This window comes from Tepidiforma sp. (assembly GCF_034433535.1).
In the GTDB taxonomy this organism is placed as follows: Bacteria; Chloroflexota; Dehalococcoidia; order Tepidiformales; family Tepidiformaceae; genus Tepidiforma.
Genome location: NZ_DAOUAO010000101.1, coordinates 1 through 14,576, shown reverse-complemented (window position 1 = coordinate 14,576; position 14,576 = coordinate 1). Strand labels below are relative to the sequence as shown.

General features: G+C 73.4%; 15 protein-coding genes. 5 read left to right on the top strand and 10 right to left on the bottom strand.

Annotated elements, in window-relative coordinates:
- The first annotated feature begins 218 nt into the window (after nucleotides 1-218).
- On the top strand, nucleotides 219-605 hold the full coding sequence (locus tag VAE46_RS05455) for a hypothetical protein (protein ID WP_322795905.1): 387 nt from the start codon (nucleotides 219-221) through the stop codon (nucleotides 603-605).
- A 65-nt stretch (nucleotides 606-670) separates the two neighbouring features.
- Nucleotides 671-2,716 (top strand): RecQ family ATP-dependent DNA helicase, encoded by a 2,046-nt coding sequence (locus tag VAE46_RS05450; protein WP_322795904.1) that lies wholly within the window; start codon nucleotides 671-673, stop codon nucleotides 2,714-2,716.
- Between the two features lie 6 nt (nucleotides 2,717-2,722).
- Here the strand turns inward: VAE46_RS05450 and VAE46_RS05445 are convergent, their stop codons facing one another.
- From VAE46_RS05445 to VAE46_RS05435, 3 genes are read right to left on the bottom strand one after another with little or no spacing between them, the layout of a single operon-like run.
- Nucleotides 2,723-4,009: a hypothetical protein gene (locus tag VAE46_RS05445; protein WP_322795903.1), complete on the bottom strand. Its 1,287-nt coding sequence runs from the start codon at nucleotides 4,007-4,009 to the stop codon at nucleotides 2,723-2,725.
- Between the two features lie 52 nt (nucleotides 4,010-4,061).
- A complete protein-coding gene (locus tag VAE46_RS05440; RefSeq protein ID WP_322795902.1) occupies nucleotides 4,062-4,748 on the bottom strand; it encodes a TIGR03943 family putative permease subunit in 687 nt (228 codons plus the stop codon).
- Nucleotides 4,742-5,584 carry a permease gene (locus tag VAE46_RS05435; protein WP_322795901.1) on the bottom strand — a complete coding sequence of 281 codons (843 nt, stop codon included), beginning with the start codon at nucleotides 5,582-5,584 and terminating at the stop codon, nucleotides 4,742-4,744. Before VAE46_RS05435 ends, VAE46_RS05440 begins: the two co-directional genes overlap by 7 nt.
- 156 nt (nucleotides 5,585-5,740) lie before the next feature.
- Here VAE46_RS05435 and VAE46_RS05430 point away from each other — a divergent pair, with 156 nt between their 5' ends.
- Nucleotides 5,741-7,336 (top strand): FAD-binding oxidoreductase, encoded by a 1,596-nt coding sequence (locus VAE46_RS05430; RefSeq protein WP_322795900.1) that lies wholly within the window; start codon nucleotides 5,741-5,743, stop codon nucleotides 7,334-7,336.
- 209 nt (nucleotides 7,337-7,545) lie between these two features.
- On the opposite strand, the gene VAE46_RS05425 is transcribed toward VAE46_RS05430, so the two are convergent.
- Both VAE46_RS05425 and VAE46_RS05420 read right to left on the bottom strand, forming a co-directional pair.
- Nucleotides 7,546-8,091, bottom strand: a complete 546-nt coding sequence (locus VAE46_RS05425; RefSeq protein ID WP_322795899.1) for an NYN domain-containing protein — start codon at nucleotides 8,089-8,091, stop codon at nucleotides 7,546-7,548.
- 70 nt (nucleotides 8,092-8,161) lie between these two features.
- The gene (locus tag VAE46_RS05420) at nucleotides 8,162-8,572 is read right to left on the bottom strand and encodes a protein-tyrosine phosphatase family protein (RefSeq protein ID WP_322795898.1); all 411 of its coding nucleotides are present in this window, start codon (nucleotides 8,570-8,572) and stop codon (nucleotides 8,162-8,164) included.
- 67 nt (nucleotides 8,573-8,639) lie between these two features.
- Between VAE46_RS05420 and VAE46_RS05415 the strand changes: the two genes are divergently transcribed.
- A complete protein-coding gene (locus VAE46_RS05415; protein ID WP_322795897.1) occupies nucleotides 8,640-9,440 on the top strand; it encodes an enoyl-CoA hydratase/isomerase family protein in 801 nt (266 codons plus the stop codon).
- Nucleotides 9,441-9,551: 111 nt separating this feature from the next.
- Here VAE46_RS05415 and VAE46_RS05410 read toward each other — a convergent pair whose 3' ends face one another.
- Genes VAE46_RS05410 through mutM form a run of 5 tightly spaced genes read right to left on the bottom strand, consistent with a single transcriptional unit; the run spans nucleotide 9,552 to nucleotide 13,768 of the window.
- A complete protein-coding gene (locus VAE46_RS05410; protein WP_322795896.1) occupies nucleotides 9,552-10,409 on the bottom strand; it encodes a hypothetical protein in 858 nt (285 codons plus the stop codon).
- Nucleotides 10,409-11,197 carry an alpha/beta hydrolase gene (locus tag VAE46_RS05405; RefSeq protein ID WP_322795895.1) on the bottom strand — a complete coding sequence of 263 codons (789 nt, stop codon included), beginning with the start codon at nucleotides 11,195-11,197 and terminating at the stop codon, nucleotides 10,409-10,411. The genes VAE46_RS05410 and VAE46_RS05405 overlap by 1 nt, the downstream gene beginning before the upstream one ends.
- Before the next feature lie 43 nt (nucleotides 11,198-11,240).
- Nucleotides 11,241-11,966: a hypothetical protein gene (locus tag VAE46_RS05400; RefSeq protein WP_322795894.1), complete on the bottom strand. Its 726-nt coding sequence runs from the start codon at nucleotides 11,964-11,966 to the stop codon at nucleotides 11,241-11,243.
- 40 nt (nucleotides 11,967-12,006) lie between these two features.
- Complete coding sequence (locus VAE46_RS05395; protein WP_322795893.1) at nucleotides 12,007-12,912, bottom strand: hypothetical protein; 906 nt, start codon at nucleotides 12,910-12,912, stop codon at nucleotides 12,007-12,009.
- Entirely contained in the window at nucleotides 12,902-13,768 is an 867-nt protein-coding gene (gene mutM, locus VAE46_RS05390) for a bifunctional DNA-formamidopyrimidine glycosylase/DNA-(apurinic or apyrimidinic site) lyase (protein WP_322795892.1), read from the bottom strand. Before mutM ends, VAE46_RS05395 begins: the two co-directional genes overlap by 11 nt.
- Nucleotides 13,769-13,834: 66 nt before the next feature.
- On the opposite strand from mutM, the gene ruvA reads away from it, so the two are divergent.
- Nucleotides 13,835-14,500: a Holliday junction branch migration protein RuvA gene (gene ruvA / locus VAE46_RS05385; protein ID WP_322795891.1), complete on the top strand. Its 666-nt coding sequence runs from the start codon at nucleotides 13,835-13,837 to the stop codon at nucleotides 14,498-14,500.
- The last annotated feature ends 76 nt before the right edge of the window (nucleotides 14,501-14,576 follow it).

Below are 14,576 nucleotides of genomic sequence, written 5' to 3'. Positions count from 1 at the left end.
TGGAAGGTGGGAGGTGGGAGCCCCGCCGCCGCTTCCGCCCCGCCCGGGAGCGGGGAGCCGGGAGCCCCGCGGCACCACCCCGCCGCAGGGGAACCGGGAGCCGGGAGCACCACCTCACCGCCCAGGAGCGGGAAGGTGGAAGGTGGAAGGTTGGAGGTGGGAGGTGGGAGGTTGGGGGTGGTGTACGCCGTCACGCCCGGGCCGGATAGGATGATGGCGTGAGCGACCTCGAGGCGGCGCGAGAAGCGGCCCGGCAGCGGCAGGTCGGGGCGTATCAGCGGCACATCTTCATCTGCACCGGTCCCGATTGCTGCACCCCGGAGGAAGGGGAGCGCGCCTGGGCGCGGCTGAAGTCGCTGGCCGCGAAGGTGAACGCCACGCCGGGGGCGCCGAAGGTCTACCGCACGAAGGTCGGCTGCCTCCGCATCTGCGAGGCCGGCCCGACCGGGGTCGTCTATCCCGACGGCACCTGGTATGGCTGCCTGACGCCTGAGAATCTCGAGCGCGTCGTGCGAGAGCACCTGATCGGCGGCCGCGAAGTCGATGACCTCGTCATTGGCCGCAATCCCCTGCCGAACCGGCCGGCGCCTTCGCCCGACGCCTGACCACCTCCAACCTCCCACCTCCCACCTCCCACCTGTTTCGCACGCATGTTCTATACTGGCTGGCTGTGTCGACCGACGGGATGCAGCGGGCGCGGGCGGTCCTGCGCGAGGTGTTCGGCTTCCCGGCGTTCCGGCCGGGCCAGGAGGCGGTCATCGCCGATGTGCTCGCCGGGCGCGATACGCTCGTGGTGATGCCCACCGGCGGGGGCAAAAGCATCTGCTACCAGGTGCCGGCGCTCACCCTGCGCGAGGGGCTCGTGCTGGTGGTTTCGCCGCTCTTGGCGCTGATGAAGGACCAGGTCGATGCCCTCCGCGCGATGGGGGTGGCGGCCGCGGCAATCAACTCCTCGCACGGGCTGGAGGCGCAGCGGGCCACGCTGGCGGCCTGCGCCGAGGGCCGCGTGCGGCTGCTCTACGTGGCGCCGGAGCGGTTCGCGAGCGGCAGCTTCATGGCCGCCCTGCGCGGCATCAAGGTGGCGCGGCTGGCGATCGATGAGGCGCACTGCATCAGCCAGTGGGGGCACGACTTCCGCCCCAGCTACCGCGAGCTCGGGGCGCTGCGCGAGCGCATCGGCGGGCCGCCGGTCGTGGCGCTCACGGCCACCGCCGACCCCCTGGTGCGGCAGGACATCGTCGCGCGGCTGGGCCTGCGCCAGCCGGCGGTGCACATCGCCGGGTTCGACCGCCCGAACCTGCGCTTCGAAACCCGCCGGGCGCCCAACCTGAAGGAGAAGGCCGACATCGTCAGCGATGAGCTGGGGCGCCTGAGCGAGGCCGCGGCCATTGTCTACTGCGCCACCCGCAAGCGGACGGAGGAGCTGGCGGCCACCCTCCAGCGGCGCGGCATCCGCTGCGCGGCCTACCACGCCGGCATGGACGATGCCGACCGCCGCCGGGTGCAGGACGCCTTCGCCCGCGACGCCCTGCGGGTCATCGTCGCCACCAACGCCTTCGGCATGGGCATCGACAAGCCGGATGTGCGGCTGGTCATCCACCACGACCTGCCGGATTCGCTCGAGTCGTACTACCAGGAAGCGGGCCGGGCCGGCCGCGATGGCGAGCCATCGCGCTGCCTCCTGCTCTACGCCCCGCGCGACCGCGAGCTGCGCGAGCTGTTCATTGAAAACGCCCACCCCGGGGCGGAGCGGGTGCTCGAAATCTACCGCGCGCTCGTAGCGGCCCGGGGCCAGCCGGTGCACCCGCGCGACCTGATGCGCGAGGAGGATGAGCCGGGCTTCAACGCGGCCGTCCAGGTCTTGATCGAATGCGGGCTGGCGGCCCGTCGCGGCTGGCAGATCGCGGCCACCCGCCCCGGCGGCGAAGACGCGATCGATACCGCCGGGCTCGAGGCGCACCGCGAGCACTCGTTCCGCAAGCTCGATGCGATGGAGGCGTACGCGCGCTCGCGGACCTGCCTGCGGGCGCAGATCCTGGCGTATTTCGGCGAAACGCCGCCGGCCTCGTGCACGAACTGCGGCCCCTGCCTGTCCGGGCAGCAGGAAGAGGAGCGCAGCGAAGACGCGGCGACCGAGCGGCTCTTCCGCGAGCTGCGCGCCCTGCGCCGCGGCCTGGCCGAGCGCGAGGGGGTGCCGCCCTTCATCATCTTCGACGATGCCACCCTGCGGGAGATGGCGCGCCGGCGGCCGCGCAACCGGGCGGAGCTGCTCGCCGTGCCGGGCGTGGGCCGGGTGAAGCTCGAGCGGTACGGCGAGGCCTTCCTCGAGCTGACCCGGGCCGCCGCAGCGCCGCCGCGGCCGCGGGTGCCGGGGCTCGTGCGCCGGGAGCCGGCGCGCGACCCTTCGGTGTTCGCGCCGACCGTCCGCGAAACCCTCTCGCTCTACCGCGACGGCCTGCGCGATATCGGCGAGATGGCCCGGGCGCGGGCGATGGCGCCGGCCACGATCGTCAGCCACCTCGCCGAGCTGCTGGCCGCCGGCGCGATCGCGACGCTCGATGGGCTGGTCGACCCCGCGAAGGTGGAGCTGGTGCGCCGGGCTGCCGACGGCCTGCCGATCGCCCGGCTGAAGCCGCTGAAGGAGCGACTTGGGGAGGCGGTGAGCCTGGAGGAGCTGCACCTCATCCGGGCGTACCTGGCGCGCAACCCCGTCTGACGGGGCTCAGGGCAGCCAGCGGGGCCGGTCGCCGGCGAGGGGGAGGTCGCGCCGCTCGCCGGATTGCAGGTCCAGCACGGTGGTGGTGAAGCCCTGGGCGGTCTGCAGCGAAAAGACGATGCTGTCGCCCCGGGGGGCGAGGTCCCAGTGGAGGATGAGCCCCGTGCCGGCGGCGAGGTTCACCGCGCGCAGCTGGCGGCCATCGCGAGCGGATTCGAAGACGAGGTCGGTGGCGGTGCGGGCGCCGCCGACCGCCCGGCGCAGGGTGAGGACGGTCGCGGCATCGAGGAAGCGCGGGGCGGCGCGGACTTCGCCCTCCCGCCCGAGGAGGAGGTCGATAGCGCCATCGAGGCTGCGCACCCGCACCGGCTGGAGCGGCACAGCCCCGGCGGTGCTGCGCGGTACGGCTTCGAAGGCGAGCAGTCGCCCATCGGGCGACCAGGCCGCGGCGCCGCCCCGGGGCTGGCCGGCCTCCCACCGCTCGCCGGTCGCCACGGTGAGCACCACCAGCCGCGCATCGGAGGGCGAGATGTAGGCCAGCAGCTGGCCATCGGGGGACCACGACGGCTGGAGCGAGGGCAGGCCGTCGGGGTCGAGCGGGGCGACAAATTCGCCGCCGATGCGGACCAGCCAGGCGCGCGGCACGCTCTCTTCGCCGCCCGGCAGCCGGTCGCGGCGGACCACCGCCAGGGCCGCGCCATCCGGCGACCAGGCCACGCCGCCGATGTTGATGGCGGGGTCGAAGATGAGCGATTCGCGGGCGCCGTCATCGGGTCGGACGAGGGCGAGGCTCCCGCGCCCATCCTCGCCGGCGACCACCGCGGCGATACGGCTGCCATCGGGGGCCACGGCGAAATCGATGATGCGGGGCGCGGTCGCGAGCACCCGCGGCTCCGCGCCCTCGCGCAGCTCGACGAGCTGCTCCTCCTGGCCGCCGGGCGCCGGCACGATGAGCACCACGCCCGGCTCGCGCACGGTGAAGCGGTGTTCGAACGGGTCGCCGAGGGGTTCGCCGTTGCGGCCGAGCGGCCCCGGGGCAAGGCGCAGGCGGTACTCACCCGGGGTCAGCGGTTCGGATGGCGTGACGACGAGCGTCCGGCCGCGCCAGCGGACCGCGCCCGGCACCGGCGGGTCGAAGCTGAGGGCGGACTCAACGGCGTCGCGGTCCGGCTCGCGGTCAAAGGCGAGGGTGATCTCGCGGAGGGTCATGGGCGCCGGCGCCGAGCCGTCGGGGGTGACCATGGCCACGCCGATGCGGCGCTGGTCGCCCAGGACGACGGCCAGGGCGAGCACGGCAAGGGCGAGCGCGGAGACCGCGCCGAGGGCGGCGAGGGCCGGGCGTTCGTTACGGATAAATGTACGGATTCTTCGGCACCTCGATGGGTTCGACGCTGGAAGCAAGGACGACCGGCTCGCCACCCGGGCCGATGCCGACGCGCCCGCTCACCCGCACCCACTGGTCGTTCGCCAGCGAGGCGGCATCCTTCCAGGCGACCGGGAGGGTGAAGCCCTGGGCATCGGCGATGCAGCAGGCGACCACGAAGCGGGCCACCTGGAACTGGCCGGCGGGCTCATCCTGGGCGCGGTAGACGAAGCCGATCACATCCACCGGCTGGCCGACGATGGCGGCCGGTTCGGCGGTTTCGAATTCGTAGGCCCACTGGTAGACGTTGCGGGCTGCGGGGTCGGCGGCGCTGGCGGCTGCGCCGAACTGGCGCGCCCCGGTCCCGGCGGGGTCGAGCCGGCCGGAGCCGAGCGCCTGCGGCACGGTGGCCGCCCCAACGATGACCGGCAGGGCCACCAGGGCAGCAGCGAACAGGCCGCCCGGGCCGGGGAGGGAGGTGCGCTCCCGGCGGCGGAGGGCCGGGACGGCGGCCCATGCGGCCAGCACCACGAGGGCCGCAGCCGTGACGGCCAGCACCGGCACGTACCAGCCCTGGACCAGGTTGCGGGCGCTGCCATCGGCCAGGCGCCAGGCGAGCAGGAGCCCAAGGGCGAGCGCGCCCACCGCGTGCCCGGCCTGCCTCACCATCCCCGCAGCTCCGCGACGACACCGCCGACGAAGGCTACCTGCGCGCAGACCAGCACCAGCATCGCCACCGCCGGCGCACTGAAGAGGCGCAGGTACATCGGGATCGCCTTGAGGTTGACCAGCGGCCCGAAGACGAGGAAGGCAAGCGCCGGCCCCAGCCCGAGCGCCCCGCCGAAGCCGGCGACCACGAAGGCATCGACGCTCGAGCAGATGCTGAGCAGGAAGGCGAGGAACATGAGCGCGCCGATGGCGAGGAAGACGCCGCTGGCGGAGAGGAACTGCTCCTGGTCGGCGAAGACCTGGATGGCAGCGGCCAGGGCGGCGCCGATGACGAGGAACTGGAAGAGCTCGAAGAACTCCTCGAGGATACGCGCGGGGATGTTCGCCGCGCCGCCGGGGTGGTCGAGCCCGGGGGCCTCGAGCGGCAGGGCCACCTCGCCGCGCAGGCGGGCAACCACCAGGGCGACGGCGACCGCTGCGAGGAAGGTGAGCCCCAGGCGCAGGGCGACCAGCTCGGCATCGCGGAAGGCGAGCCAGGTGGTGACCACCACCACGGGGTTGATCACCGGGGCCGCGACGAGGAAGGCAAGGGCGAAGTGGCGCTGACCGGCCAGCGCCAGCCGGTGGGCGAGGGGCCGGTTGCCGCAGTCACACATGGGGAAGAGCAGCCCGGCGCCCGCGCCGGCAACCACGCCCGCGGCCGGCGCGCGGAAGGCCGCCGATTGCAGCAGCCGCTCGATGGCCGGGCCGCCAAGCACCGAGACGAGCACGCCCAGGAGGAGGAACGGCGTGGCTTCGAAGAGCAGCGCGAGGAAGACGCTGGTGAATTCGGCCATGGGCGTATGGTACGGGAGGAGGTGGGAGGTGGGAGGTTGGAGGTGGGAGCCGGGAGCCGGGAGCGGGGAGCGGCCCCCGCACAGCCGTGCCCCTCCCGGGAGCCGGGAGCGGTGCGGGTTGGGTATGCTGCGCTATCTTCCCCGCGGGGGTGCAGCATGACGGCGCGACGCAGTTTCTGGGCATGGGGCCGCGAAGCGGATGAGCCCACCGATGACCAGCGGCAGGAGGCAGCGGCCCGCCTCTCCGCGCGGTTCGGGGTGCCCCTCGAGGCGCCGCCGAAGCCGCGCATCGAGCAGGTGCAGCTGCGGCCGCCGCGCATCCAGCCGCCGCCCGCGCTCGCGGCCATCTGTTCGACCGATGCGCACGAGCGCGCGGCCCACCACTACGGCAAGAGCTTCCGCGACATCGTCCGGGCGTTCCGCTGCGAGTTCCCGAACCCGCCGGATGTGGTGGCCTTCCCGCGCAGCGAAGCCGAGGTGACCGCGGTCCTCGAATGGTGTGACGCCATCGATGCCGCGGCCATCCCCTACGGCGGTGGCTCCTCGGTGGTCGGCGGGGTGGAGCCACCGGGCGGGGACCGGCCGGCGGTGAGCATCGACCTGCGCGAGCTGAACCGGGTGCTCGAAATCGACCCCACCTCGCGGGCGGCGCGCATCCAGGCTGGCGTGCTGGGGCCGGCGCTCGAAGACCAGCTGCGGCCGCACGGCTTCACCCTGCGCCACTTCCCGCAGAGCTTCGAGTGGTCGAGCCTCGGCGGCTGGATCGCCACCCGCTCGGGCGGGCACTACGCCACCAACCACACCCACATCGATGACTTCGTCGAATCGGTGCGGATGCTCACGCCGCGCGGGCCCTGGGAATCGCGGCGGCTGCCAGGGAGCGGCGCCGGCCCCAGCCCGGACCGGCTCGTCATCGGCAGCGAAGGGACGCTCGGCATCATCACGGAAGCGTGGATGCGCATCCAGGCCCGCCCGCGCTACCGGGCCGCCGCCGGGATGCTGTTCCCGACCTGGGAAGCCGGCTACGAAGCCGCGCACCGGGTGGTGCAGGCGAAACTCTGGCCCGCCAACTGCCGCCTGCTCGACCCGGCCGAGGCCGCGGCCGCGGCCGGCGGCGACGGCGTCCATGCGCTGCTCATCCTCGCGTTCGAATCGGCCGAGGTGCCGCAGGGGCCGTTCATCCACGAGGCGGTGCGCATCGCCCGCGAATCCGGCGGGGAGGTCGATGCCGCCGGCATCCGCATCGCCGACGACGGCAGCGAGGAGGCAGCGCGCCAGGGGGCGGTCGGCGCGTGGCGCAATTCGTTCATCCGGGCGCCCTACCAGCGCAACCTGACGGTCGGGACCGGCATCGTGAGTGACACGTTCGAAACGGCAATCACCTGGGATCGCTGGCCGGACTTCGACCGGCGCATCCGGGAGCGAGTGGGCGCCGCCATCGCCGCGGCCGGCGGCGGAACGCTGACCTGCCGCTTCACGCACGTCTACCCCGATGGCCCGGCGCCGTACTACTCGTTCCAGGTGCTGGGCCGCCCGGGGGCCGAACTGGAGCTGTGGGCGGCCATCAAGCAGGCCGCCAGCGACGCGGTCATCGAAGGCGGCGGGACGATTACGCACCACCACGCGGTCGGGCGCGACCACATGCCGTGGTATCGCCAGCAGCGCCCGCCGCTGTTCGCCGAGGCCCTGCGCGCGGTGAAGGCCACCCTCGACCCGCGCGGCATCCTCAACCCGGGCATCCTGACGGGGTGAAGGTGGAAGGTTGGAGGTGGGAGGTTGGAGGGAGAAAAGAAAAGCCCGGCGTCAGGCGGAAGCTCAAGGCCGGGGAGCATGCATGCGCAACCTGCGCAAGCGCAGCATACTGCGCATCAAGATCTTCGGCAATATCTGGAAAACCGAAAGACGCAACGCTGTACGTACTCACCGCGTGCACGTTACCGTAAGGGTCGCAGGCAACGCGTTTAAAACCGTGCGCGATCGAGCGGGTGGGACGCGTGCGCGAGCTCGCGAAGCTCCCCGTGGGGACGATCGTCGCGCGTGCCGTGCGCCAGCCGGATGCGAATCCCCTCGTCGCGTGCGATGCGCAGCGCGGGCAGCAAGTCGCTGTCACCAGTAACCAGAACGATCTCGGGCGCCTCGCGCCGCAACGCGATGCGTACGATTTCGACGGCAAGGAGCACATCGACCTGCTTCTGTACCGGGATCGGCTGGCCGTCCGGTTTCTCGCCGCGGTGAACCGGCTTCCCGTACCGCACCGTGAGCGAGGGAACCCGCTCAAGCCGATCAAGAAAGCTATCGGACGTTGCCTGCCTTTTGCGGTCTTCCTCCGTCGGATTTTTCGGCCGGTAGTGGCGGCAGTGGTAGTAGAACGCTTCCTTGAGGATTGCTGGTTGCGCCAGCGCGTGGATCAGCTGGTCGTAGTCGATATCGCCGCGCACATCGCATGACTTAAGGACGTGGTCGAGGTAGCCGCCATCAATCAGGACAACTGCCCGCCCGCCAGACACGCATGCATCCTACCGAAACCATCACCGGCCCGTGAAGAACTCTTCAACCTCCAACCTCCAACCTCCAACCTCACTTGCCCGTGGATTCGAGGCGTTCGAGGAGGTAGCGGACGATGCGGCCGGTGCGGTCCATGCCGGCGCTGCAGTGGACAAGCACGGGCTTGGGCAGTTCGAGGAAGGCGCGCCAGGCGTGTTCGTACTGCTCGGGCGTGAAGGGATGGGTCTGCTGGTCGAGCGTGGGCAGGTGGAACACTTCGAACCCGCTGCGCCGGTACCGTTCGATCAGCCCCTCGGGCGCGGCCTTGCGGTAGAGCCAGAGCTGGTCGTTGCCGATGAGGCACATAATTGACCGAATGCCGAAGCGCCGCGCCTCTTCGATCCAGCGGTCGACCGCCTCATCGTGCACGGTCAGTTCGGGGCCTGGGGTGTAGCCCGGGCGGGGGCTGGTGGCGATGAGGTGTTCGATCACCCAGTTCGGCATCTCCTGCTAGTCTAGCGGCCGGCCGGCGAAGGGTCCGGCCCCACCCGTCTGCCCGAGGAGGCCCCGGATGGTCGGTTCGTACCAGCACCTGCGCATCGAGGTGAACGACGGCATCGCGCTTGTCACCATCAACCGCCCGGGGGTCTACAACGCCACCAACGACGCGCTCCACGCCGAGCTGACCCGCGTCTGGGGCGACCTCGACCGGGACCCCGCCGTGCGCGTGATCGTGGTTACCGGGGCCGGCGACCGCGCGTTCTCGGCCGGGGGCGACCTGAACGATATCGAGGCGCGGGCGGCGCTCCCCGCCGAGGAGCGCTTCGAGGCGGTGGTCCGGGTGATGAAGGAGGCCGAGGCGATCGTCTACGAGATGGTGAACTGCGAGAAGGTCATCATTTCGGCGATCAACGGGGTGGCGGTGGGGGCCGGGCTGGCGGTCGCGCTGATGGCGGATATCTCGATCATCGCCGAAGAGGCGCGCCTCACCGACGGGCACGCGCGGCTGGGGGTGGCCGCCGGCGACCACGCGGCCATCATCTGGCCGCTGCTCTGCGGGATGGCGAAGGCGAAGTATTACCTGCTGACCTGCGAGTTCATCGAGGGCCGCGAGGCGGAGCGGATCGGGCTGGTGAGCCGCTGCGTGCCGCGGGCGGAGCTGATGCCGACGGCGCTCGGGATCGCCCGCCAGCTGGCGGATGGCCCGCAGCACGCGCTGCGGTTCACCAAGAAGGCGCTCAACCAGTGGCTCCGCCTGGGCGGGATCACGGCGTTCGACTACTCGCTCGCGCTCGAGATGCTGGGATTCTTCAGCGCGGCCCCCGCGGAGGGCGCCCGCGCCATCCAGGAGAAACGGGCGCCGAAGTGGTAGGTGGGAGGTTGGAGGTGGTAGGTGGGAGGTGGGAGGTGGGAGGTTGGACAGGGAGACTCCTTTGTTTCTCCCTTTCTCCCTTTCTCCCTTTCTCCCTTTCTCCCTTTCTCCCTACACCAGCCCCCGGGAGGCGGCGAGGACGCGCCAGCCGCCGGGGCAGCGGACAGGGCTTGCGGCATCGAGGCGGAGACCGGCCCGTTCGAACAGGCGCTGCCACTCTTCGAGCGTGCGGATGCGCCCGGCGCCGAGCACCAGCGCGCGCAGGTCGGCGCGGGCGAGGCCGGGGTCCGCTCGCGGGTCCGGCGGGGCGACCGGTTCGAGCGCAAACACGCGCCCGCCCGGCGGCAGCACGCCGTGCGCGACGACGAGGGCATCATCGGCGCCGCGGTCATCGAGCGCGGAGAGGCCATCGAGCACCACCCAGGCCGCCAGCGCATCGCCGGGGGGCGGGGCGGCGGGCCATGCGCCGGCGAGCGCCGTGGTGAGCGCCTCGCTCCCGTGGACGGCGACGGGCCCGGGCGGCGTGCCGGCCAGCCGGCGAAGGGCTGCGATGGCCTCGGGCGGCGGCGCGGGCAGCACCTGCGCGGGAGCGGCGGCAGCGGGTTGTCCGGTTTCGACCGCACCGAGGAGGCCGGGCAGGACATCCCATTCGAGCGAGGCGAGGCGCAGCAGCCGTTCGAGCCCCTCGCCACGGGCGCCGCGGAGGAGCGCTTCGGAGCGCGGGGTCGGGCCGAACTGCCCGTCGGCGGTGGGAGCGAGGACGCCTTCGGCGGCCAGGTAGCGCAGCAGGCGGGTGAGCGCGCCAGGGTGGACGCCGGCCGTGCTGGCCAGCACCAGCGGCGAACGCGGGCCATCGCGCACGAGTTCGAAGATGGCGAGGCGGGCGGCGACGGCGAGCGCCTGCACGAGCAGCGGCCCGGCGAGCACCCCGTCGAGCCACTCGGCGGCGGGCCGCCCGCGCCCGGCCATCAGGGCACCGCGGCGAGGAACGCCTCGAGGGCGGCATCGAAGTCGGCCGGGCGCTCGAGGTGGACCCAGTGGCCGGCCGGGAGCTCGACGAAGCGCGCCCCCGGCGCAGCCCGCGCGACCTCCTCGCGGTAGCCCGGCTGCGGGACCGCTTCGATGACGAGCGACGGCACCTGCGCGAGCGCCCCAAGCAGGCGCGCGCTGAAGGCCTCGACCTCGGCCGGCGAATACTCGAACAGCGGCGCCCAGAAGGCGAGCGCGACCTCATTGGGCGTGGCAGCGCTGCGCGCTTCGACGCCGGCGCGGAGGTCGCCGCCAAGGCCGCCGATCATCGAAGCGAAGAGGCCGTTGCGGAAGGTGCGGTGCGAGTCGGCGCCGCGGATGACCGGTTCGAGCGCCCGCATCTGCGCGGCGAACGGCCCCAGCGCGAGGGGCTGGTCGATCACGACGATGGCCCGGGGGCAGGTGGGCTCGCGGGCGGCGATGGTGGCGGCGAGCATGCCGCCGAAGCTGTGGCCGATGAGCACCGGGCGCTCGGCGCCGATGCCGCGGCAGAGCGCGACGACGTCGTTGGCGAGGGCCTCGGGGAAGACGGCGTGGTCGCGCGGGAAGCCGGAATCGCCGTGGCCGCGCATATCCGGCGCGATGCAGCGGTACCGGGCGGACCAGCGCGCGATGACCGGCTCCCACGCAGCGGAGCTGTCGCACCAGCCGTGCAGGAAGACGAGCGGCGGCCCGGAGCCCGCTTCGCGGTAGGCGAGCGTGACGGTGGGGCGTTCGAACAGGGGCACGTGCCGCCACCTCCCGGGGGAAGCTGGCGGCATTGTACGCGGCTCAGGGTTCGGCCGGTGCGAAGCTGGCGGGCTCGGGGTCGATGGTCGGGTCGAGGGCGGCGAGCGCGCCGGCGAAGCGGGCGTAGGCGGCCTCGAAGGCGGCCATGGAGGCGGCGCCGTCGCCGGCGAGGTACGCGGGGTCGAGGGCGCCGGCGCAGGCTTCGCTGAAGGCGGGTTCGGCCAGCCGCCCGGCCACGGTAGTGGCGCAGAGGAGGCGGACCTGCGCCTGCCGGGCCTGGACGGCCCCGGGGCTGCCCCCGGGCGCGCCGGTGAGCCAGAGGCCGAGGGCCGCGCGCAGGCTGAACAGCTCGAGGGCGACCCGCTGGAGGCCGGTCACCGTGACGCTGTCGCTGCAGGCCAGCGCTCCGGGGAGCGGCGCGGCGGCGCGGTCGGCGCCGGCAGCGGAGCCGGCTTTCGCGCAGAGCTCCTTCCAGCCCGCGGGGGTGGCCCCGGCCGTCGCCCAGGCGAGCATCGCCGCCCACTCGCCGGGGGCGATAGCCTGCCAGCCGCCCTCGGCCGGGAACCAGGCCGCCGGGTCGCTCTCGGGGAGCTCCAGCGGGGCCGGGGTTCCCATCGCCTGCAGGTAGGCCGGCTTCGGGTCCGGCGGCACCACGATCGGCCCGACGAACGGCACCGCCCCGACCGCGGCGGTGAGGTCGGCGGTGTAGCAGCGGGCCGTCCCAAGGAAGGCGAGGCCGAGGACAAGCCACGGCAGCAGCCGGAACATACCGGGATCATCGGCAGGGGGCGGCGCCGGGCGGAGCGGCTCAGCCCCAGAGGGCGCGGCGAATGGCGGCCGCGGCCGGGTGGGCGCCGGCGGGTTCGCGGATGCCGCGTTCGATGCGGACGGCGGCGAGGTTGAGCGCCGCGAGGGCGGCATCATCGCCGAGGGCGGCCACCTGGCGGCGTGGCAGACCGAGCAGCTCATCGATGCCCCACCAGATCCCGGCGAGGTCGGCGAGGTCGGCGGTGCGGTCGGGGTCGAGGGCGCGCACCCGGGCGTAGCCCATGGCGAGCACCCGCCGGGCGGGCGCTTCGAGGCCGGAGGTGAGCAGGAGCGCGGCGAGGTCGAACAGCTGCGGGCCGAAGCCCGCGGCCGAGAAATCGACCCACCAGGCGCGGCCGGGGGCGAGGCGGACGTTCGCCGCGGTCGCTGCGCGGTGGGCGAAGCCGAAGGGCGAGGCGAGCAGCTCGGCCCGGGCCGCTTCGAGCGGGGCCGCGGCGGCCTCGCGTTCGTGGGCGGCGAAGCCGAGGCGGAAGAGGGGCAGCGGGGCCCCGGCGAGGAGGTCGGCGGGGGCCTTCTCCCAGTCCAGCCCCTCGCGCACCGGCAGGGCGTGGAGGGCGGCCAGCGCAGTGACCGCCGCCTCGAGCGCGCCCGGCGGCGGGACCACCTGGAGGGCCGAAGCGCCGGGCACGTCCTCTTCGATGGCGGCGAGGCCGGAGAAGCCGAGGAGCCGCGGCATCGCCGCGAAGCCGGCCTGCGCGAGCGCTTCGAAGACGGCCTGGTGGTTGCGCGCGGCCTCTTCGGTCGGCGGGCAGCGGACGATGGCGGAGCGGTCGCCGGCGAGCCAGCGCTCGGGGGAGCCGGCGGCCTCGCCGAGCGGCTCAACCGTGTACGGGGCAGCTGGCGGGAGCCCCAGGGCGCGGAGCACATCGGCGGGCTCAGCCAGCACGGCGGGTCTCCCGGGGAGCGCCGGCGCGGCGGCGCGCGCGCTTCTGGCAGCGCGGGCAGAAGTGGGTGGCCCGCCCGCCGACGATGATGCGCTCGATGGGGGTGCCGCAGGCGTAGCACGGCTTGCCGGTGCGGCGGAACACCTGCACGAACATGTGCTGGCGGCCCTCGTTGCCCTGCCCATCAACGTAGTCGCGGAAGCTGGCGCCGCGGTGGGCGATGCCCCGTTCGAGCACCTCGCGGCAGGCGCGGAAGAGGCGGTCGGCGGCGGCCGCCGAGAGCTCGCCGGCCGGCGTATCGGGGCGAACCCGGGCCGCGTAGAGGGCTTCATCGACGTAGATGTTGCCGAGCCCGGCAAAGCGGCGCTGGTCGAGCAGGACGGCTTTCACCGGCGCGGTGCGCCCGGCGAGGACGGCGCGGAACTGGCGCGGGGTGAGGTCGGCGTCGATCGGCTCGGGGCCGAGGCGCTCGATGACCTCGGCGGCGGAGGCGTGCAGCCGCCAGGTGCCGAACTTGCGGATGTCGCTCCAGCGGAGGTCGTGGCCGTCATCGAACTGGATGACCGCGCGTTCGAACGGCTCGGGCGGCGCGGAGCGCTCCCGCCAGACGAGGCGGCCGGTCATGCGCAGGTGGACCACGAACCAGCGGCCGTCGTCGAGTTCGAACAGCAGGTACTTGCCGCGCCGGCCGAGCGAGCGGATGGTCCGGCCGATGAGGCCTGCGCGCAGGGTTTCGAGCGGGACGCCGGCGAGCAGGCGGAGGGTGCCGGGGTCGACCTCCACCCCGGTGATGCGCCGGCCGACGACGAGCGGCTCGAGGTCGCGGCGGATGGTTTCGACTTCCGGAAGTTCGGGCACGAGGCGATTGTGGAACCGGCGCGGGCGTGGCGCCACCGGCGGGGGCGCGTGGCATACTGGCGGCCGATGATCACCCACCTGCGGGGGCGGCTGGCGCGGATGGATGCGGCCGGGCCGCTTGTCGAGCTCGATGTCCACGGGATCCGCTTCGAGGTGATGGTGCCGGTGGTGCTCTGGCCGGAGCTGCTGGCGCTGGCGGGCGAAGCCGACCTCTCGGAGGGCGAAGGCCCGGAGCTGGGCCTCCACATCTTCTACCACGTGACCACGAACAACCCGGTGCCCACGCTGGTAGGGTTCCTCCGCCGTGCCGAACGCGACTTCTTCCGCAAGTTCACCACCGTGGAGGGGATTGGGCCCGCGAAGGCGGTGAAGGCGATGAACGTCTCGGTTTCGACCATCGCGCGGGCGATCGAGCAGGAGGACCGGGCGGCACTGGCGCGGCTGCCGGGCATCGGGCCGCGATCGGCCGACAAGATCATCGCCACGCTGCGGGGCAGGGTGACGGTGGAGGCGGCGCTGCAGGATGGCGGCGTTTCGCGGCCGGTGGAGCCCTCGGCGCTCGAGGAGCGCCGGCTGGCGGCCGACGCGATCGAGGCGCTGGCGGGGCTGGGCTACAGCCGGGCGGAGGCGCGGCGGCAGGTGGAGGAGGTGCTCCAGGCCGACCCGGGGCTGGACACCCTCGAGGCCGTCACCCTCGCCGTGCTCCGCCGGCTGGACGCGCGCTTCGGTTAACGCCCGGCGAGCCCGGAGCGGATTTTGTCGAGCGCCGTGCGCGGGCCGGGCGCGGGCTGGCGGAGCCCCGGCGCGG